Raw genomic sequence first — 19,869 nt, 5'->3', positions numbered from 1 at the left:
AGGTGATACCGGGGCCGGGGCCGGATTGTCCAGCACCCGGCCGTCTGGCGGTCAGGCGCGCAAGGCCATGCGCTCGGCGTTCTGGGTCTCGGCCACCGGGTCGCGCAGGACATATCCCCTGCCCCAGACCGTCTCGATATGGCTTTCGCCCTGCATCGCCGCAGCCAGCTTCTTGCGCAGCTTGCAGACGAAGACGTCGATGATCTTCAGCTCGGGCTCGTCCATGCCGCCATAGAGGTGGTTCAGGAACATTTCCTTGGTCAAGGTGGTGCCCTTGCGCAGGCTGAGCAGTTCCAAGATCTGGTATTCCTTGCCGGTCAGGTTGACCGGGCGGCCGCCCACCTCGACCGAGCGCGCATCCAGGTTCACCACCATCTCGCCGGTGCGGATCACCGACTGGCTGTGGCCCTTGGAGCGGCGGATGATGGCCTGGATGCGGGCGATCAGCTCGTCGCGGTTGAAGGGCTTGGTCATGTAATCGTCGGCGCCGAAGCCGAAGCCGCGCAGCTTGCTTTCGGTGTCGTCCGAGCCGGTCAGGATCAGGATCGGCGTATCGACGCGGGACATGCGAATCTGCCGCAGCACTTCCATGCCGTGCATGTCCGGCAGGTCCAGATCCAGCAGGATCAGGTCGTAGTCGTAAAGCTTGGCCAGATCGATGCCTTCCTCGCCCATGTCGGTGCGATAGACATTGTAATTGGCGTGGGTCAGCATCAGCTCGATGCTGCGCGCCGTGGTTGGATCATCCTCGACCAGAAGGATTCGCATAATTTGTCCCCTTGCTAACCAGCCCATTGGCAAAATTTCTACACAAAAGGTTAATATCACGTTACCAGAGAGGCAGTTAAGTCTTATTCAACTATCGGTTGACGAAATTTTTGCAGTTGGGTGACTTTCAACGCGTTGCGCCCGTGCCGGCGCACGGCGGCGGCCCAGCCGTCGAACTCTTCCTCGGTCAAACCGTAGCGGCGAATCGCCTCTTGCCGCGACAGCAGGCCGTAATGCACCGCATCGACCACCGCCGCCTTGCGGCTCGCCACCCAGCGCACCTGCGGGTCGGGCAGATCGGCCAGGGTCAGCACGCTGCCGTCAGGCAGAATCGCGGTCCGAGGCCCGGGGGTTTTCTTCAAGAACATCGGCAAGTCCCTGTCTTCCTTGCCCCGTTCTGCCGCAAACTTCTTAAGTCGCGGTGAAGTCGCGCCGGGTTTCTCGGCGCCCGCCCTTGAGAATTGCCGCATTTTTCCTATAAATGTATGGAACTGCGGCCGCGCGACCGATGGCGCGCCCGCGACAAGGACGATCCATGACAGCGCCAAGCACCCCTCTGCGCCACGATGCGCCGGACCTGACCATGAATTCACTGGGCTTCGCCAAGCCTCCGGCCCGGACGCGCGTGGTGGTCGCCATGTCCGGTGGCGTCGACAGTTCCGTGGTGGCAGCGATGCTGGCCGCACAGGGCTACGACGTGATCGGCGTGACGCTGCAGCTTTACGACCATGGCGCGGCGCTGGCGAAAAAGGGCGCCTGCTGCGCCGGTCAGGATATCCATGACGCCCGCCGGGTGGCCGAGCGCATCGGCTTCCCGCATTATGTGCTGGATTACGAGAACCGGTTCCGCGAATCGGTGATCGAGGAATTCGCCGACGCCTATCTGGCCGGCGCCACCCCGGTGCCCTGCATCCGTTGCAACGAACGGGTGAAGTTCCGCGACCTCCTGCAGACCGCGCGCGAGCTCGATGCCGATTGCATGGCGACCGGCCATTACATCCGCCGCTTCGACGGCCCAAGGGGCGCCGAATTGCACATGGCCGCCGACCCGGCCCGCGACCAGAGCTATTTCCTGTTCTCGACCACCCAGGAACAGCTCGATTTCCTGCGCTTCCCGCTCGGCGGGCTGGCCAGCAAGGCCGAGACCCGGGCGCTGGCGGCGCAATACGGGCTTTCGGTCGCCGACAAGCCCGACAGCCAGGACATCTGCTTCGTGCCGGACGGCAATTACGCCAGCGTGATCGAGAAGCTGCGTCCCGGCTCCGCCGATCCGGGCGAGATCGTGGACATGGACGGCAATGTGCTGGGCGCGCATCGCGGCGTGATCCATTACACCATCGGCCAGCGCCGCGGCCTTGGCATCGGCGGGCTGGGCGATCCGCTTTACGTCCTGCGGCTGGAGCCCGACACCCGGCGGGTCGTCGTCGGCCCCAAGCAGGCGCTGGCGACCAGGATCGTGCCGGTGACCGAGGTGAACTGGCTGGGCGACGAACCTTTCGAAGGCGAGATCGCCATCACCGCCCGCATCCGCTCGACCCGGCCGCCGCGGCCGGCGATCCTGCGCGCCACCGGCGACCGCCGGGCCGAGGTCGAGCTGCTGGCTCCGGAAGAAGGCGTCAGCCCCGGCCAAGCCTGCGTGTTCTACGCCACCGAGGGCACCCGCGTTTTGGGCGGCGGCTGGATCTCGCACCGCCGTGGCGGCTGAGGTCAGGCCGCCGCGGCCAGCTTCTGGATGCGTTCGACCATGGCGCGCAACCCATTGGACCGCTGGGCCGAAAGATGCTCCTCCAGGCCCAGCCGGCCCAGTTCGGCATTGGCATTGATCGCTGCCACCTCCCCGACCGGGACGCCGGAATAGAGCGCGTGCAGGATCGCGACCAGCCCGCGCACGATCAATGCGTCGCTGTCGCCCTGAAAATCGAAATGCCCGGCCTCGATCCGCGGCATGATCCAGACCTGGCTGGCGCAGCCCTCGACCTTGGTGGCCGGCACCTGCAGCGCGGGATCCATCGGCGGCATCGCCTTGCCCAGTTCGATGACATGGCGGTAGCGCTCTTCCCAATCCTCGAGAAAATCGAAGCTCTCGGCGATCTCTTCAAAGGCGGGGGTGGCCATGGGACGTCCTTTCGCATGCCCGCGATCGGGCGGGCGAAGATGGCATAGCGCGCAGCGGCCGCGAGGTCAAAGAGGCTTTCACCCCCGCCCGACTTGCCCTATCACTGCGGCAAAGCGATGGGACAAGCGGGGACAGCGTTCATGCGGACAAGGACATTGGGCACTCTTGCCTGTGCGATGCTCGTGCTGGCCGGATGCGGCCGCATGGGAGACAGCAGCCTGAACCCGATGCGCTGGTTCGGCGGTTCGCAGCAGCCGCAAACCCTGGAACCCGAGGGCGGCTATCCGACCGCGGTGCAGGACGGCCGCGTACCGCTGGCCCATGTCGCCGGGGCGAAGTGGGAGCCGCTCTACGAAGGCCGCATGCTGATCGTGACCGGGCTCGCCGCCAGCAAGGGCTGGTGGGACGTGGCGCTGGTCACCGAGGTGCCGATGCCGCGCGGCCGGATCCGCCCCGACGAGAACGGCGTGCTGCGGCTGCGGCTGGTCGGCAAGCCGCCCCTGGCCGACACCTTCGCCGCCGCCAATCCGCCCAACCCGGCCAGCGACACGGTGACGGTGGCCATGACCATCCCCAACGCCGTGCTGCCGAACCTGCGCGAGGTGGTGATCACCGGCGCGGCGAATACCGTCACCCTGCGCCGCTGAGCCGCAGCGCAAGGCGGCGGGCTTCGGGCTCGCCTCCGCAGCACGTCGCAAGCACCGTGCTGGCCACGCGCAAAGGGCACGGATGCCGCCCGCGATCCGCTCGCCGGATCAGCAGGGCGGCGATGCGCCGCCCCAATCCCCGGATTGCATTCCGCAGGACAGCCAAAAATGCCGGGCGGCAGCGGCCGGAGCCCTGCAAATCCTGTTCACCGCGGCGAGGGAGGCAAAAAGCCGCAACCGGCGCCATGGCTTGGAAGGGCAAGGTCGCGGCGGACAAGTGACCATCGACCCTGAAGGCCATGTCCGCCGGGCACGCGACTGGTGGGGCGGGAGGGGATCGAACCCCCGACCAACACGGTGTAAACGTGTCGCTCTACCGCTGAGCTACCGCCCCCGCCTTGGCTGATAGCCCGAGCCACCGGCGCTTGGCAAGCGCGTTACCGGCGCAGCCGCGCGATCAGCGAGGAGGTGTCCCAGCGTCCGCCGCCCATGCCCTGCACCTCCTTGTAGAACTGGTCGACCAGCGCCGTCACCGGCAGGCTGGCGCCGGTCTCATCCGCCGTCGCCAGGCAGATGCCCAGATCCTTGCGCATCCAGTCCACCGCGAAACCGAAGTCGAAACGGCCCTCGGCCATGGTCTGGTGGCGGTTCGCCATCTGCCAGCTGCCGGCGGCGCCCTGGCTGATCACCTCGACCACCGATGCGATCGAGAGGCCCGCCTTCTGGGCGAAATGCAGCGATTCCGACAGGCCCTGCACCAGCCCGGCAATGGCGATCTGGTTGCACATCTTGGTCAGCTGCCCCGCGCCCGACGGGCCCATCAGCCGGCAGATCTTGGCATAGGCGGCGATCACCGACTCGGCGCGGTCGTAATCGGCCGCCGCGCCGCCGCACATCACCGAAAGCTGGCCGTTCTCGGCCCCCGCCTGCCCGCCCGAGACCGGCGCATCCACGAAGCCGATGCCGGCCTCGGCCGCGACGGCGGACAGCTCGCGCGTCACCGCGGCCGAGACCGTGGTATGGTCCACGAAGACGGCGCCCCGGCCCATGCCGGCGAAGGCGCCGGCATCGCCCAGGCAGATCTGGCGCAGGTCGTCGTCATTGCCGACGCAGGCCATGACGAATTCCGCCCCCTCGGCCGCCTCGCGGGCCTTGCCGGCCACGCGGCCCTTGTGGCGTGCGGCCCAGGCCTCGGCCTTGGCGGGGCTGCGGTTCCAGACCGCCATCTCGTGCCCGGCCGCGGCCAGGTGGCCCGCCATGGGAAAGCCCATCACCCCAAGTCCCAGAAATGCCACGCGCGCCATCACTTTCTCCCCAAGCTGATGAAAGGCGCGTTGATCCGGCACGCGCCCTGCCCTATTCACCCCGATGAATTTCATCACCCGGCGCGGGGGTCAACCTCTCGCGCCCAAGCTCGGGACCGCGCCTTTTCATGGTGACACTTTTCCGCTGGCTTGTGCGTCTGACGGTCGGGCTGATCTTTCTGACCATCGCGCTGGTGGTACTGACCTGGTATTTCGCCATCCGCTCGCTGCCCGATTACGACGGCAGCTATGTGGTCGAGGGCATCTCGGCCCCGGTCGAGATCGTGCGCACCACCGAGGACGTGCCGCATGTCTTCGGCAAGACCGACCGCGACGTGTTCTTCGCGCTTGGCCTTGCCCATGCCCAGGACCGGCTGTTCCAGCTGACGGTGCTGCGCCGCGCCGCGCAGGGCCGGCTGGCCGAGATCTATGGCCCGGGCGCGCTGGCCGCCGACGACCTGGCGCGGCGCCTGGGCCTGTATCGCAACGCCCGCGCCTCGCTTCAGGCGCAGGATCCCGAGGTGCTGGAGGCGCTTCAGGCCTATGCCGAGGGCGTCAATGCCTGGATCGGGCAGATCAACCTGGGCGCGCGTGGCCGCGGCGCACCGGAATTCTTCCTTTACCCCGAGGATATCGCCTATTGGGAACCGGCGGATTCGCTGGCGATCCTGAAGCTGCTGGCCGCCTCCTCCAGCGTGCAGATGCGACGCGAGGTGCTGCGGGCCCGACTGTCCCTGGCCGCCCCGGATCGCGGGCAGGACCTGGTCGCGATGCGCGGCGAACCGGCCTTGCCCGCCTATGCCGGGCTGTTTCCCGGCGCCCGCTTCGCCGCGCCGGACCGCGGCGCCGGGCCGCAGGACTGGACGGCGACGCTGGCGGGCTACCTGGCGCCGGCGGCGGGCGCCTCGGCCAACGGCTTCGCCGCCGCAGCCGAGCGTACGGCGGCGGGCGGCGCGCTGCTGGCCAACGACCCGCAATTCGCGCTGACCGCGCCGGGCCTGTGGTATCTGGCGCGAATCGAGCTGCAGTCCGGCGGAGTGATCGGCGGCACCATCCCCGGCATCCCGGCCGTGCTGTCGGGCCGCAATACCGGGCTGGCCTGGGGCATCACGCCGGCGCAGATCGACGACCAGGATCTTTATGTCGAGGAAGTGCAGCCCGGCGATCCGAACCGTTATCGCGGCGCGCAGGGCTGGACCGCATTCGCGACCCGGCGCGAGACGCTGCGCGTCCGGGGCGGCGAGCCGCGGACCATCACCCTGCGCGAGACCGAGAACGGGCCGGTGATCCCGGCCGCGCATCTCGACCTGGCCGCCATCCTGCCGGGCGGCCATGTCGCGGCGCTGTCCTGGACCGGGGGCTATGGCAACGACCGCAGCATGACGGCGCTGATCGGCCTGATGCGGGCGCCGGACCGGGCCTCGGCGGCACGCGCGCTGCGCGACCTGATCGCGCCGGCCATGGTGGTGACGCTGGCCGACGGCCAGGGCGTGGGCCAGGTCATGGCCGGCGCCGTGCCGCGCCGCAAGGCCGGGCACCAGACCGCCGGCCGGATGCCCACCCCGGGCTGGATCGCCGCAAACCGCTGGGAGGGGCTGGACCCGGCCCCGGCGGCAATGACCGAGCTGGACCCGCAGAACGGCATCGTCGCGGCCACCGGCGCCGCACCGCCCGGCGGCGCGGCCGGGCTGGGCCATGACTGGGGCGACGGCTACCGCCAGGACCGGCTGCGCCACCTGATCGACTCGCGCGAGGTGCATTCGCGCGACAGCTTCATCGCCGCCCAGAACGACATCGTCAGCCCGGTGGCCCGCGCGCTGCTGCCGCTGGTCGGCGCCGATCTGTGGTTCACCGACGAGCCCGCCGCCCAGGGCACGCCCGAGCGGCAGCGCCAGGACGCGCTGGCGCTGCTGGCGAACTGGGACGGCGCCATGAGCGAGCACCTGCCCGAGCCGCTGATCTATGCCGCCTGGATGCGGGCCCTGCAGGACCGGCTGGTGCGCGACGAACTCGGACCCTTGGCCGACGACCTGACCGAGCTTTACCCGGGTTTCATCGACCGCGTCTTCCGCAACCGGAACGGCGCCGCGGCCTGGTGCGACATCCGCCAGTCCGCCCCGGTCGAGACCTGCACGCAGATCGCCCGCCAGGCGCTGGACGCGGCGCTGCTGGACCTGGGCAGCCGTTTCGGTCCCGACCTGGCCAGCTGGCGCTGGGGCGACCTGCACCGCGCCCGCCACGTCCACCCGGCGCTGGGGGACATGCGCGGGCTCTCGTATATCGTGAACCTGATCCAGCCCACCTCGGGCGGCGCGGCGACCGTGGCGCAGGCCGGTTTCCTGGGCCATGGCCGCAATCCCTGGCTGAACGTGACCGGCGCGGCCTATCGCGGCGTCTACGACCTTGCCGATCCCGACAGTTCGGTCTTCATCATCTCGACCGGCCAGTCCGGCCACCCCTTCTCGCGCCATTACGACGACATGGCCGAACTGTGGCGGCGCGGCGAATATGTCGGCATGTCGCTGGACCCGGCGCTGGCCCGGGCAGCGGCGGCCGGCATCACCCATCTGCAGCCGGCCGGGAACTAGGGGCTTGCATCCGCCGTCGCCAAAGGTTTCCTTGGCGGCGCAAGAGCATGAGAGGAATTCATGGCCCGCAAGATCATCATCGACACCGACCCGGGCCAGGACGACGCGGTGGCCATCCTGCTGGCGCTGGCCAGCCCGGAAATCGAGGTGCTGGCGCTGACCGCCGTGGCCGGCAACGTGCCGCTGCACCATACCGAACGCAACGCCCGGGTGATCTGCGAACTGGCCGGCCGCCCGGACCTGCCGGTCTATGCCGGCTGCGACGCGCCGCTCGCGCGCCCGCTGGTCACCGCCGAGCATGTGCATGGCAAGACCGGGCTCGACGGCGTCACCCTGCCCGAGCCGGGCATCGCGCTCTCTCCCGGTCATGCCGTCGATTTCCTGATCGAGACCCTGCGCCGCGAACAGCCCGGCACCATCACCCTGGTGCCCATCGGCCCGCTGACCAACATCGCCACCGCCTTCCAGCGCGCGCCCGACATCGTCCCGCGCGTGCAGGAGATCGTGCTGATGGGCGGCGCCTATTTCGAGGTCGGCAACGTCACCCCCACCGCCGAGTTCAACATCTATGTCGATCCCGAAGCCGCCCGGATCGTCTTTGCCAGCGGCGCCCCGATCACGGTGATGCCGCTGGACGTGACGCATCGGGCGCTGACCAGCCGGCCCTGGGTCGAGGGCATGCGCGCCATGGGCCGCATCGGCCAGGCCGTCGCAAGCTGGACCGATTTCTTCGAGCGCTACGACCGCGAGAAATACGGCAGCGAGGGCGCGCCGCTGCACGATCCCTGCACCATCGCCTGGCTGCTCAAGCCGCAGCTGTTCAGCGGCCGCTACATCAATGTCGAGATCGAGACCCGGGGCGAATACACCCTGGGAATGACCGTCGCCGACTGGTGGCGCGTCAGCGGCCGCGACCCGAATGCCACTTTCATCCGCGAGGTGGATGCCGAGGGTTTCTTCGCCCTGCTGACCGAACGCATCGGCGATCTGGACCGACGGGTCGGCTAGGCCGAAATGTCGGGGGGCGGGCGGCGCCAATCGCCGGCACGCCGTCGCCAGGACCGCTGGCGCTGGGATGGCGGCTGCCCTTGCAGCCTGCGATCAAGCGCGGACGAACCATCCCGCCCGTCCCGCCCGTCGCCCTCATGCGGAATCAGTCGCCCGCACCTTCGGCATCGTTCGTCGCCGGGACATTCTGTTGCGGCTCCGGCGTCGTGCCGGGCTGCGCGGCGGAATCCTCTCTGCCCGACGGCGTATCCGGCTGCGGCTGCCGGGAGGTGCCGGGCTCCGGCGGCGTCGGTCCCTCGTCGGCATTGGGGCGCGCGCCCGCCGGTAGGTCCGGCCCCGGCTGTTGCGGCGAACCGGACTGCTGCCTGTCCGCCGGTGCGGGATCGGACGGGGCTTCGGGCTCGACGGGACCGGCGCCGACGGTGCTGTCCATACGCTCGATCAACGCCTCGGTGATGTCGATGGATTGCGAGGCGACGAAGATGGCGCGCTGGTCCAGCACCGCGACCGCGCCCCGCTCCTGCATCAGCTTCGCCAGCACCGGCAGGACGGCGCGGAAGAAGGCCTGCCGTTCTTCGTCGGCGCTGACCTGAAGCTCGCGCGCCGCCGCGTCGCGGGCGCGCCGCACCTCGACCACCCGCTTGTCGAACTCGTCGGCGCGCTTGCGGAATTCGTCCGCCGGCAGGGTTTGGCGCAACACGGTCAGCTGCTGCTCCTCGGCGGCGAACTGGTCGGCCAGACGGTCGTTCTCAGCCGCGATCTCGCGGCCGCGCAACTCCAGCTCGCCCTGGACGCGCTGCCCCCATTTCGAGCGGGCGTAAAGCGTCTCCTGGTCCAGCGTCAGGACCGGCAGCACCCCCTCGCCCTCGGAGGGCGGGGTTTCGACCACCATCGGCGGCACGGCATGGTCGTCCGTCCCCGCCGGCGCCCGGGGTGCCGGCACCGGCTCGGGCGACGGCTGCTGGGCCGACACGCCGGTCGGAACCGCCAGCAGCACCGCCAGCCCCCAAGCCGCGATGCCCCGACCGCGCATCATCAGAACTTGGTCGAGATCGTCAGGTCGAAGGCCTGTTCTTCGTCGTAATCCTCTTTCTTGAGGGCCTTGGCGAAGTTGAAGCGCAGGGGGCCGATCGGCGTGGTCCAGAACAGCGAAGCACCGACCGAGGCGCGCACATGCATGCCGTCGTCGACCGGCGTCTCGAAGGCGCCCATGGTGTTGTCGAGACCCCAGACCGAACCGGCATCGGCGAACAAGCCGCCGGTGATGCCATATTCCTCGGGCAGGCCCAGCGGGAACTGCAACTCGGTGCGCAGCGCCCAGAAATAGTTGCCCCCCAGCGCGTCCTCGTTCGGCGCCGCCAGGTCGCGCGGCCCGATGCCGTTCGGCTCGAACCCGCGGATCTTGCCGTTGCCGGTGAAGCGGTTCATGAACCGGCTGTTCTGGTCGCCCAGCATGTGCACGGCGCCGGCCTCGAACTCGGCCAGCATGGTCACGCTCTCGCGCCAGGCCCGGCTTTCCACCCCGGCATAAAGCGAGGTGGTGACCGATTCCACGTCGCCGCCCAGCCCGGCGAAATCCTGGCTGAGACGCAGCCGGTAGCTGGTCAGCGGGTCCAGCCCGGCAACGCGGCTGTCATAGCTGTAGGTATAGCCAAGCGCCGAGGTGAAGAAGCCGCCCTGCTCGCCATAAAGGATCGGCGAGGAACCGACCAGCTCGCCGCTTTCCTCGTCGACGTGATACTGCTCGACGTCGAAGAGCGTGTCCTTGCTGAGCTTGTAGCGCAGCTCCAGCCGGCCGTTTTGGGAAACCGGGAATTCCAGCCCGGTCAGAAAGCCGACGGTGCGGGTGTTGTAATCCGAGTTCAACCGGTCGGTGGTGTTGTACCACACCTGCGCCCGGCCCTTCAGATCGCGGCCGAACAGATAGGGTTCGATGAAGGTCAGGCCCGAGCTTTGCGTCCCCGAGCCGGTGGCGAAGGACAGGTCCACCTGCTGGCCGCGGCCCAGGAAGTTCTTCTCGGACAGCGACAGGTTGAAGCCGACGCCGGTCGAGACGCCATAGCTGACGCCGAAGCCCAGGCTGCCGGTCGGCTGTTCCTCGACGTTCACGTCGACGATCACCTGTTCGGGCGAGGAGCCCTGGCGGCTTTCGGCCTGCACATCCGAGAAATAGCCGAGCGCGCGCAGGCGCTCGGCGGAATTGCGGATCTCGCGCGGGTTGAAGGGATCGCCTTCGACGGTGGTGAACTGCCGGCGGATCACCTCGTCCAGGGTGGTGGTGTTGCCCTCGATGTCGATGCGCTCGACGAAGACGCGCTGGCCGCGGGTCAGGGCGAAGGTCAGGTCCAGCGTCTGGTCGCGCTGGTTGCGGGTGATGCGCGGCTCGATGCTGACGAAATTCAGGCCTTTCTGCAGCGCCAGCGCTTCCATCCGGCGGATGGTGGTGTCCACCACCGTCGGATTATAGACCGCGCCCCGCTTGACCCGGTTCTGGGCGGCGAATTCCGCCGCGTCGACGCCCGGAATCTCGCTGACCGTGTTGACGGTGCCGAAGGTATAGCGCGGGCCTTCCTGGATCTGGAAGGTGATGTAGAAGGCGTCGCGTTCGCGCGCCAGTTCAGGCGCCACGGCCTGCACCTTGAAATCGGCATAGCCGCGCGAACGATAGAAATCGGTCAACAGCTTCTCGTCCACCGGCAGGCGGTCGGGCGCGAAGGTGTCGCGCTTGATGAAGGTGCGCAGGATGCCGGCCTGCTTGGTCTGCAGGACGTTGCGCAGCCGCTTGTCGGAAAAGGCCCGGTTGCCGACGAAGCCGATGCGCTCGATCTCGGTGACCTTGCCCTCGGCGATCTCGAAGACCAGATCGACCTGGTTGCTGCCGCGCCGGATGATGCGCGGATCGACGCGGGCGGCCAGCCGCCCTTCCGAGGCGTAGACCTGGCTGATCGCGGCGGCATCGGCCTCGGCCTGGGCGGGGGAATAGACGCGGCGGGACTGCGACTTGACGATCTCGGCCAGGTTCTCGTCCTTGAGCCGCTTGTTGCCCTCGAAGGCGATGGTGTTGATGGTGGGGTATTCCACCACCCGCACCACCAGCGTGCCGCCCGAGGGGACCAGCTCGACCGTCTCGAACAGGCCGGAGCCCTGCAGCCGCTGCAGCGCGTCGTTCAGCGCCCCGCCCGAGACGTCCTGGCCGCGCGGCAGGTCCAGATAGGACAGGATTGTCTGCGGCTCGATGCGCTGGTTGCCCTCGATCCGCACATTGCTGAAGACATAGGCCGCGGCGGGCGTCGCCACCGTCGCGACCGGCCCGGCCATCGCCAGCGCCGAGATCAGCGCCAGCGCGCCCTTGCCGAGTTTCCTGTCCGTCATCCGCCGCCCCTCGCGAGTAATGCGTTTCCCGGCGGGTTGACCCCACCGGATTTGCCTCGATGGATACAGCGAAGCGGGCGGGACTGTCAAAAGGTCAGGGCCGTTCAGGGGCAGAAAAGATCATTGGTGAGGCCGAATACCATCAGCGACAGCACCGCCGCCATGCCGAGCGCCGACAGAATGTCCACCACCCGGCTCGACGGCGGACGGCCCGCCACCGCCTCGTAAAGGTAGAACATCAGGTGCCCGCCATCCAGCACCGGCACCGGCAACAGGTTCAGGAAACCGATGGCGGCGGACAGCACCGCGATCCACCAAATGAAGTTGCCGCCGCCCGCCGAGGCCGCCTGCCCGGTGGTCTCGGCGATCGAGATGGCGCCGCCCAGGTTGCAGCTGCCGATCTGCCCGGTGACCATCGCCCAAAGCCCCGAAACCGACGAGGCGATGATGTCCCAGGTCCGCGCCGCGCCGATCCCCAGCGCCTCGCCCGGGCCGGCGGGGCGGGTGGCCGGTTCGAAATAGGTGCCGCCGCCGGTCACGCCGATCAGCCAGCGCTTCTCGTAGCCGGTCTCGGTGGGCAGATCCTGCTGGCGCGCGGCCAGGGTATAGTCGGCGATGCCCTCGCCCTCGCGCCAGACCCGCAGCAGCACTGGCCGCCCCTCGGCGTCCAGCACATGCCGCCGCAGATCGTCGAAGCGCGAGATCGGCTTGCCATCCGCCGCCAGGATCACGTCGCCCGCCTTCAGCCCGGCCGCGGCGGCGGGGCTGCGCGGCGCGATGCCGGTGATCAGCGGCGGCATCGGGTCCGGCCCCGGCACCGTCAGTTCGGCCCCGTCGCGCAGCACCGTCCAGTCATGGCTCGGGCGCGGCGGCAGGTCCGCAGCCAGATCGCCGATATCCTGCCAGTCGGCCACGGGCCGGCCGTCCAGCGCGATCACCCGGTCGCCGGGCCGAAGCTGCGTCTCGACCCCGGGCGGGGTGGCGTGCAGCCGACCGATCTGCACCTGCTCGACCGGCAGGCCCTGCCACATCGCCATGGCACCGAAGACCAGGATCGACAGGATGAAGTTGAACACCGGCCCCGCCGCCACGGTGGCGAAGCGCGCCCAGAGCGGCGCGCCGCCCAGCGTCTGCCGGGCGCGGGCCGGATCGACAGCCTTGCCCGAACCGGCGCTGGCCGCATTGGCGTCGCCCAGGAAGCGCACATAGCCGCCCAGCGGAACCGCCGCCACCTGCCAGACCGTGCCATGCCGGTCGCGGCGGGCGAACAGGCGCGGGCCGAAGCCCAGCGAAAACACCTCGGCCTTGATGCCCGAGAGGCGGCCGATGATGTAATGACCGTATTCGTGCACGGTCACGATGATCGACAGCGCGACGATGAAGGCGGCGGCGCTCCACAGGAACCCGCCCAGACTGTCCAGAATCACGCTCATGCCGCACCCCGCCATTGTGCCGCCGCCCGACGGGCGAAACCGTCCCAGGCCAGCACCGTCTCCAGATCGCCGGGGCTTTGCCCGAAGCCCGGCTCGCACGCCGCCAGGTCCAGCGCATGTTCCACCGCAGGGGCCATGTCGGTGAAGCGGATGCGGCCGGCGATGAAATCATCGAGCGCCTGTTCCTTGGCGGCGTTCAGCACCGCGCCGGCGGCGCCGCCGGTCTGGATCGCTTCGCGCGCGAGGCGCAGCGCCGGCCAGCGCGCCTCGTCCGGCGCGGCAAAGGTCAGGCTGCCAAGCGCCGCCAGGTCCAGCGCCGGCACCGGCAGCGCCGCGCGGGCCGGCCAGTTCAGCGCATAGCCGATGGCGTGGCGCATGTCGGGCGCGCCCAGATGCGCGATGCTGCCGCCGTCGCGATGCGTGACCATGGCATGGATGATCGACTGCGGATGCACCAGCACCCGCAGACGGTCGATGCCGATGCCGAAGAACTCGTGCGCCTCGATGACTTCCAGCGCCTTGTTGAACATGCTGGCGCTGTCGATGGTGATGCGCTGGCCCATGTCCCAGTTCGGGTGCCGGCTGGCCTCGGCCACCGTTGCCTGCGCCAGCCGCTCCAGCGGCCAATCGCGGAAGGCGCCGCCCGAAGCGGTAATGGTGACATGCTCGACAGAATCGAGGTTTTCGCCTTGAAGCGCCTGAAAGATCGCGGAATGTTCAGAATCGACCGGCAGGATGCGCGCGCCCGTCCCGCGGGCCCGGGCCATGACCAGCGGGCCGGCGGCGACCAGGGTTTCCTTGTTCGCCAGCGCCAGCGTGCCGCCGCGGGCCAGCACCTCCAGCCCCGGCGGCAGGCCGGCGGCGCCGACGATGGCCGAGAGCGTCCAGTCGGCCGGGCGCGCGGCGGCCTCGGCCACGGCGTCGACGCCGGCCGCGGCCTCGATGCCGCTGCCGGCCAGCGCGGCGCGCAGCTCGGGCAGTTTCTCGGGCCAGGCGGTGACGGCGATCCCGGCGCGCAGGGCGCGGGCCATCTGGGCCAGACGGCCGACCTTGGCGCCGCCGGTCAGGGCGACGGTGCGGAAGGCCTCCGGTCCGCCGGCCCGCATCAACAGGTCGAATGCGCTTTCACCGACCGATCCGGTCGCGCCCAGCACCGATACGCTGCGCATCTTCTCAGCCTCCGATCACCGGCAAGAGGTTCGCCATCAACAGCACCAGCGCCAGCAGCAGCGCCCCCGACATGGCGTCGAAACGGTCCAGCGCTCCGCCATGGCCGGGAATCAGCTCGGAACTGTCCTTGGCCCCGACCCGGCGCTTGAGCCAGCTTTCGGCAATGTCGCCGAACTGCCCGGCCACCGCGACCAGCGGCCCGACAATCAGCACCGCCCAGCCCGCCTGCCCGGCGACCAGCAGCCCCAGCGCCAGCAGCAGCGCGCCCGCCCAGCCGGCGATGGTGCCGCTCCAGGTCTTCTTGGGACTGATCGCCGGCCAAAAGCGCGGCCCGCCCAGCTTGCGGCCGACGAAATAGCCCAGAACGTCCGAAAGCACCACCGTGCCCACCACCCACAGCAATGTCGGCAGGCCCATCAGCTCGCGGATCACCACCAGCGCGTAACCGGCGCCGAAGAAGGCCAGCGTGAACAGCAGATAGGCTGGCCGCTCGTGCTCATGCGTGCCGTGCCAGCCGGCGATCATCGGCACCAGCACCAGCGCCATCGGCCAGTCGCCGGGCAGCACCAGCATCGCCAGCATGACCAGCCCGGCCAGAATGCCGATCAGCACCGGATGGCGCGGGCTGTGGAATTCGGGGTGGCGCCAGCCGGTCAGCCGCGCCAGTTCCCACATCATCAGCCCGATCACCGCCGCAACGCCGAAGCGCAGCCACAGTCCCGAGGTCAGCAGCAGCACCAGCCCCAGCACCGCCAGCACCAGGCCCGAGACGACCCGGGGCCACAGGTCGGCCCATTTGTTGCGTCCGCGCTGCAAGGCGCCGCGCAGGCGGCTTGGCTGCGGCCCGTCCCCGGTCATGCGCTGCCGAAGCGCCGCTCGCGCAGGCCGAAGCGGTCGAGGATCTCGGCCAGATGATCGGGGGTGAAATCCGGCCAGAGCGTCTGGGTGAACTCGTATTCGGAATAGGCCGCCTGGAAGGGCAGGAAATTCGAGGTCCGCGTCTCTCCGCTGGTGCGGATCACCAGGTCGGGGTCGGGATGGCCGGCGGTGTCCAGGCAATCGGCCAGGTCGGCCTCGGTCGGCTCGGCGATCTCGCCGCGGGCGATGCGTGCGGACAGGCGCGCCGCCGCCCGGGTCAATTCGTCCCGGCCGCCGTAATTGATCGCCACCGTCAGGTTCAGCCGGGCGTTGCCGGCGGTGCGCGTCTCGATCCCGGCCATCAGCCGCTGCAGCTTGGGGTCCAGCCGATCGCGCCCGCCGATGAAGCGCATCCGCACGCCCTCGGCCGAGAGCCCGTCGGCCTCGCGCTCGATATAGCGGGCGAAGATGCCCATCAGGCCCAACACCTCCTCGGTCGAGCGCTTCCAGTTCTCGGTCGAGAAGGCATAGACGGTCAGCCAGTTCACCCCCAGGTCCGGGCAGGCCCGCACGATCTGCTTGACGCGCTCGGCGCCGCGGCGATGCCCGACCAGACGCGGCCAACCCTTGTTCTTGGCCCAGCGGCCGTTGCCATCCATGATGATGGCGACGTGACGGGGCCGCTGGTCCCCCCCGGCGGATTGCGACAGGCTGGCTGCGGTTTCGGCCATCAGGTCAGACCTGCATGATTTCGGCTTGCTTCGTCTCGAGCGCCTGGTCCACCGAGGCGATCATCTTGTCGGTCAGCTCCTGCACGGCGGTTTCCCAGAACTTCTGATCGTCCTCGGACATGCCCGAGCCCTTGGCCTTCTTGATCTGGTCCATGCCGTCGCGGCGCACGTTGCGGATGGCGACGCGGGCGTGCTCGGCATATTGCGCGGCGACGCGAGTCAGTTCGCGCCGGCGCTCCTCGTTCAGCTCGGGGATCGGCAGCATGATGATGGTGCCGTTGAGCTGCGGGTTGATACCCAGGCCCGATTCGCGGATCGCCTTCTCGGCCTTGCCGACCAGCGCCTTGTCCCAGATGTTGATCGTCACCATGCGCGGCTCGGGCACGTTCACCGTGCCGATCTGGTTGATCGGCGTCAGCGAGCCATAGGCGTCGACCATGATCGGCTCGACCATGCTGGCCGAGGCGCGGCCGGTGCGCAGCGACGCGAATTCATGGCGCAGGGATTCCATCGCGCCCTTCATGCGGCGTTCCAGGTCGTCGGTATCGATCTCGATCTCGTCGGACATGCTCGGTCATGGCCTCTGTGCTGTGGTTTTCAGCGCTTTTAGCCGAGCGGCGCCCGCATGGCAAAGGCTATACGGGCATTTTACCCATGGACGCGCGTATAAGTGCCGCTGCCGGCCAGAATCCCCCGGAAACCGCCCGGCTCGTCCAGCGAGAAGACGATGATCGGCAGATCGTTGTCGCGCGCCAGCGCGATGGCCGAGGCGTCCATCACCCCCAGATGCTTCTGCAGCACCTCGTCATAGGTCACGGCGTCGTAGCGCTTGGCATCCGCGAACTTGTTCGGATCCTTGTCATAGACGCCGTCGACCTTGGTGCCCTTGAAGATCGCCTCGCAATTCATCTCGTTGGCGCGCAGCGTGGCGGCGGTGTCGGTGGTGAAATAGGGGTTGCCGGTGCCGGCGGCGAAGATGCAGACGCGCTTCTTTTCCAGGTGGCGGACGGCGCGGCGGCGGATATAGGGTTCGGCCACCTCGTCCATGCGGATGGCCGAGATCACCCGGGTGTGGATCTTCAGCGCCTCCAGCGCCGCCTGCATGGCCAGCGCATTCATCACCGTGGCCAGCATCCCCATGTAGTCGGCGGTCGCACGCTCCATGCCCTGGGCGCTGCCCTGCAAGCCGCGGAAGATATTGCCGCCGCCGATGACCATGCAGATCTCGACCCCCATGTCATGGACGGATTTGACCTCCTGCGCGATGCGGGCGACGGTCGGTGGGTGCAGGCCGTAGCCTTGGTCCCCCATCAGCGCCTCCCCCGAAATCTTCAGCATCACGCGCGAGTATTTTCCGGGGATCTTGGACGCGCTTTCCGACATGGGTTCACCTTTTCGCGGCTGTTTCATTGCCGGGCAAAATGTCGCAAACAGGGACCATGTTCAACTGCCGCCTTCCCAAGTCGCCATGACCCCGCGTCACGACCTTCCGGCCGGGCTCGATTCCGACCGCCATGTGCTGATCGCCGGGCCCACCGCCAGCGGCAAATCCGCCCTGGCGCTGCGGATCGCCGAGGCGCAGGGCGGCACCATCGTCAATGCCGATGCGCTGCAGGTCTGGTCCTGCTGGCGGGTGCTGACCGCCCGGCCGACGGTCGAGGACGAGGCCCGCGCGCCTCACGCGCTTTACGGCCATGTGGCGCCCGGGCGGCTCTATTCCGTGGGCGAATGGCTGGCCGAGGTCGCGGCATTGCGGGGCCGGCTGATCGTGGTCGGCGGCACCGGCCTTTATCTGAACGCGCTGACCCGCGGGCTGGCGGTGATCCCGCCCACGCCGCCCGAGATCCGCGCCCGGGCCGATGCGCTTCTGCGCGAGCCCGGCGGGCTGGCGCAGATGATCGCCGGGCTCGATTCGCTGAGCCGCTCGCGCATCGACCTGATGAACCCGGTGCGCGTGCAGCGCGCCTGGGAGGTGCTCAAGACCACCGGCCGCGGCATCGCCGCATGGCAGGCCGAGACGCCGGCGCCGCTGATCGCGCCCGAGACCGCGCATCTGCTGGTGCTGCAATCCGACCGCGACTGGCTGGCCGAGCGCATCGCCCGGCGCTTTCGCCTGATGCTGGACCAGGGTGCGCTGGACGAGGTGCGGGCGATGCTGCCGTCTTGGAATCCCGATGCGCTCTGGGCCAAGGCGATTGGCGCGCCCGAGCTGGTGGCGCATCTGCAAGGCGCGCTCGGCCTCGACGACGCCGTCGAACGGGCGATCATCGCCACCCGGCAATATGCCAAGGCGCAGCGCAGCTTCTTTCGCAACCGGATGCGCGACTGGCGTTGGATCGAGGTCGATCATCAAGCCGTCACACAAAAGTGACATATTAAACTTTCGGCAACCATAAGCTGTGTAAACCCTTCGGGAACTCCCGTTGGGAGTCTAGGTTGTGTTTATGGATTTGCTGAAAGCCGCGCCCTTATGAACAATGCCTTTCGCGCCTTCGACAGCACCGATTCCGATCCCGCGCTGGTCCGGTTGCGGGCAGCCGGCATCACCGCGCCGGGGATCATGGAACCGGCCGAGCAGGACCCGCGGTTGCAGCGGGAATCCTCCCGGCGGCCGGGAAACGCCCAGGCCCAGAAACCGCCGGCTCCGGCTCCGACCGTCGCAGGTGCGGCCGGGCGGTTCCGGCCGGCTCCGGCCGCCCTGCCCCGCGGGCGGCCCGGCGACGGCCTGCGGCTGATCCCGCTTTCCGGCTTCCATTGGGGCGGCGCCACGCGCGGCCTGACCGCGCCGGCCGCGCCGCGCGTCCGCGGCGACCACGTGCTGATTCGACCCGGCTCGGGCATGGTCACGGTGCAGTTCCCGCGCCACAATCATCTGGTCAGCGCCGGGCGCCTCGCCTTCATTCCCGCCGGCACCGCCTTTTCGCTGAAACCGCCGGCCGATGTCGCGGGCCAGGCACTGCTGATTCCACCCGACTGGTTCCGCGACCAGCCGCTGCCGCGAGGTTTCCGCTGCGGCTTGCCGGCGCTCGAGGATGCCGGGCTTCTGGACCCCGCCATCCTCGCCCTGGCCGAAGGGGCGGCGCGCCATCCCGGCGGCGACGCGGCGACGCGCCATCAGTTGGGCCTGATCGCGGTGGCGCTGTCCCGGCTTCAGGACCGGCCGGGCCCGTCCCGGCAGGCCGAGGACGATACGGCCGGGGCGCGATCGCTGGCCGAGCGCTTCCTGGACCTCGCCGGGCGGGAACTCGAGCGCAGCCAGACCCTGGCAGAAATGGCCCGCCGGCTGGGCTGCACACAGGCGCATCTGGACCGCGCCTGCCGTCAGAGCCGGGGGCGCGGCGCGCTGGACCTGCTCTATGACCTGCGGCTGCAATCGGCGACCGAGGCGCTGCGCGACAGCGCCAGGCCGATCCCCGAGATCGCCGAGGAACTGGGCTATGCCGGGCTGGGCCATTTCATGCGGGCCTTCCAGGCCGCAACCGGCCGCACGCCCGAAGCCTATCGTGCGCTGTTGCGGAATGCCCGCGGCGGCGGCGGCCCCGATCACGGCTGATCGGGCCGAGCGCCCAGAACCGCGCGCCCGCTGTCCCGAGCCGCCGCACCACCTCCGCATTCCCGACACGCAACGTGGGAAGGGCTGCAAGTCCAGCTCGCCAGAGAGCTTTTCGCACCAGAAGCCGCACCGCAACAGCCGGGACCGCAAAGGGATGGGGCCGGTCCGACCGGCCTGCCCGGCCAAGGTTCTCCGCGCCTTCACCGCACCCCGGCGATGCCCGCGACCGCCCGCTGTCCGGCCGCCGGAACGGTCAACCCCGCCGCGGCCTCCAGGACGGATGGCCTGACGCGTCGACCCGTTGCGGAGCAGCCGCGACAC

At 69.2% G+C, this 19,869-nt stretch carries 18 protein-coding genes and 1 tRNA gene; 6 read left to right on the top strand and 13 right to left on the bottom strand.

The genetic code is table 11. The annotated features are described in order from the left end of the window. Positions 1 to 51 precede the first annotated feature (51 nt). Both ctrA and NBE95_RS15885 read right to left on the bottom strand, forming a co-directional pair. Positions 52 to 768, bottom strand: a complete 717-nt coding sequence (gene ctrA / locus NBE95_RS15890; protein WP_289895208.1) for a response regulator transcription factor CtrA — start codon at positions 766 to 768, stop codon at positions 52 to 54. Positions 769 to 851: 83 nt separating this feature from the next. Further along, positions 852 to 1,136, bottom strand: coding sequence for a DUF1153 domain-containing protein (locus tag NBE95_RS15885; protein ID WP_289895207.1), 285 nt, complete (start codon positions 1,134 to 1,136; stop codon positions 852 to 854). A 167-nt stretch (positions 1,137 to 1,303) separates the two neighbouring features. Here NBE95_RS15885 and mnmA point away from each other — a divergent pair, with 167 nt between their 5' ends. Next, positions 1,304 to 2,473, top strand: coding sequence for a tRNA 2-thiouridine(34) synthase MnmA (mnmA, locus tag NBE95_RS15880; RefSeq protein ID WP_289895206.1), 1,170 nt, complete (start codon positions 1,304 to 1,306; stop codon positions 2,471 to 2,473). 2 nt (positions 2,474 to 2,475) lie between these two features. On the opposite strand, the gene NBE95_RS15875 is transcribed toward mnmA, so the two are convergent. Continuing rightward, a complete protein-coding gene (locus NBE95_RS15875) occupies positions 2,476 to 2,883 on the bottom strand; it encodes a SufE family protein (RefSeq protein WP_289895204.1) in 408 nt (135 codons plus the stop codon). 204 nt (positions 2,884 to 3,087) lie between these two features. Here NBE95_RS15875 and NBE95_RS15870 point away from each other — a divergent pair, with 204 nt between their 5' ends. Continuing rightward, entirely contained in the window at positions 3,088 to 3,531 is a 444-nt protein-coding gene (locus NBE95_RS15870) for a hypothetical protein (RefSeq protein ID WP_289895203.1), read from the top strand. Between the two features lie 319 nt (positions 3,532 to 3,850). On the opposite strand, the gene NBE95_RS15865 is transcribed toward NBE95_RS15870, so the two are convergent. Together NBE95_RS15865 and NBE95_RS15860 are read right to left on the bottom strand one after the other, a co-directional pair. Then, positions 3,851 to 3,925, bottom strand: a tRNA-Val gene (locus tag NBE95_RS15865). Between the two features lie 43 nt (positions 3,926 to 3,968). Beyond that, positions 3,969 to 4,835, bottom strand: coding sequence for an NAD(P)-dependent oxidoreductase (locus tag NBE95_RS15860; protein ID WP_289895202.1), 867 nt, complete (start codon positions 4,833 to 4,835; stop codon positions 3,969 to 3,971). Positions 4,836 to 4,963: 128 nt separating this feature from the next. On the opposite strand from NBE95_RS15860, the gene NBE95_RS15855 reads away from it, so the two are divergent. Together NBE95_RS15855 and NBE95_RS15850 are read left to right on the top strand one after the other, a co-directional pair. Beyond that, the gene (locus NBE95_RS15855) at positions 4,964 to 7,423 is read left to right on the top strand and encodes a penicillin acylase family protein (RefSeq protein ID WP_289895201.1); all 2,460 of its coding nucleotides are present in this window, start codon (positions 4,964 to 4,966) and stop codon (positions 7,421 to 7,423) included. A 60-nt stretch (positions 7,424 to 7,483) separates the two neighbouring features. After that, positions 7,484 to 8,431 carry a nucleoside hydrolase gene (locus NBE95_RS15850; RefSeq protein ID WP_289895200.1) on the top strand — a complete coding sequence of 316 codons (948 nt, stop codon included), beginning with the start codon at positions 7,484 to 7,486 and terminating at the stop codon, positions 8,429 to 8,431. Positions 8,432 to 8,576: 145 nt separating this feature from the next. Here NBE95_RS15850 and NBE95_RS15845 read toward each other — a convergent pair whose 3' ends face one another. The 8 genes from NBE95_RS15845 to pyrH form a co-directional block, all read right to left on the bottom strand. Continuing rightward, positions 8,577 to 9,467, bottom strand: a complete 891-nt coding sequence (locus NBE95_RS15845) for an OmpH family outer membrane protein (protein ID WP_289895199.1) — start codon at positions 9,465 to 9,467, stop codon at positions 8,577 to 8,579. After that, complete coding sequence (gene bamA / locus NBE95_RS15840; protein ID WP_289895197.1) at positions 9,467 to 11,803, bottom strand: outer membrane protein assembly factor BamA; 2,337 nt, start codon at positions 11,801 to 11,803, stop codon at positions 9,467 to 9,469. The genes NBE95_RS15845 and bamA overlap by 1 nt, the downstream gene beginning before the upstream one ends. Before the next feature lie 104 nt (positions 11,804 to 11,907). Next, on the bottom strand, positions 11,908 to 13,236 hold the full coding sequence (rseP, locus tag NBE95_RS15835) for an RIP metalloprotease RseP (RefSeq protein ID WP_289895196.1): 1,329 nt from the start codon (positions 13,234 to 13,236) through the stop codon (positions 11,908 to 11,910). Then, the gene (dxr, locus tag NBE95_RS15830) at positions 13,233 to 14,405 is read right to left on the bottom strand and encodes a 1-deoxy-D-xylulose-5-phosphate reductoisomerase (RefSeq protein WP_289895194.1); all 1,173 of its coding nucleotides are present in this window, start codon (positions 14,403 to 14,405) and stop codon (positions 13,233 to 13,235) included. The genes rseP and dxr overlap by 4 nt, the downstream gene beginning before the upstream one ends. Before the next feature lie 4 nt (positions 14,406 to 14,409). Further along, complete coding sequence (locus tag NBE95_RS15825) at positions 14,410 to 15,264, bottom strand: phosphatidate cytidylyltransferase (protein WP_289895193.1); 855 nt, start codon at positions 15,262 to 15,264, stop codon at positions 14,410 to 14,412. Next, positions 15,261 to 15,995: a polyprenyl diphosphate synthase gene (gene uppS, locus NBE95_RS15820; RefSeq protein ID WP_289895192.1), complete on the bottom strand. Its 735-nt coding sequence runs from the start codon at positions 15,993 to 15,995 to the stop codon at positions 15,261 to 15,263. Before uppS ends, NBE95_RS15825 begins: the two co-directional genes overlap by 4 nt. 4 nt (positions 15,996 to 15,999) lie before the next feature. Beyond that, complete coding sequence (gene frr, locus NBE95_RS15815) at positions 16,000 to 16,563, bottom strand: ribosome recycling factor (RefSeq protein ID WP_289895191.1); 564 nt, start codon at positions 16,561 to 16,563, stop codon at positions 16,000 to 16,002. A gap of 80 nt (positions 16,564 to 16,643) precedes the next feature. Continuing rightward, complete coding sequence (gene pyrH, locus NBE95_RS15810) at positions 16,644 to 17,378, bottom strand: UMP kinase (protein WP_289895190.1); 735 nt, start codon at positions 17,376 to 17,378, stop codon at positions 16,644 to 16,646. Between the two features lie 85 nt (positions 17,379 to 17,463). On the opposite strand from pyrH, the gene miaA reads away from it, so the two are divergent. Together miaA and NBE95_RS15800 are read left to right on the top strand one after the other, a co-directional pair. Continuing rightward, positions 17,464 to 18,366, top strand: a complete 903-nt coding sequence (miaA, locus tag NBE95_RS15805) for a tRNA (adenosine(37)-N6)-dimethylallyltransferase MiaA (protein ID WP_289895189.1) — start codon at positions 17,464 to 17,466, stop codon at positions 18,364 to 18,366. A 99-nt stretch (positions 18,367 to 18,465) separates the two neighbouring features. Beyond that, the gene (locus NBE95_RS15800; RefSeq protein WP_289895188.1) at positions 18,466 to 19,548 is read left to right on the top strand and encodes an AraC family transcriptional regulator; all 1,083 of its coding nucleotides are present in this window, start codon (positions 18,466 to 18,468) and stop codon (positions 19,546 to 19,548) included. Positions 19,549 to 19,869 lie beyond the last annotated feature (321 nt).

It is taken from the genome of Paracoccus sp. TOH (genome assembly GCF_030388245.1).
GTDB classification, from domain to species: Bacteria; Pseudomonadota; Alphaproteobacteria; order Rhodobacterales; family Rhodobacteraceae; genus Paracoccus; species Paracoccus simplex.
Note: the sequence above shows the minus strand (reverse complement) of the source record. Positions and strands in the feature narration are given on the sequence as shown.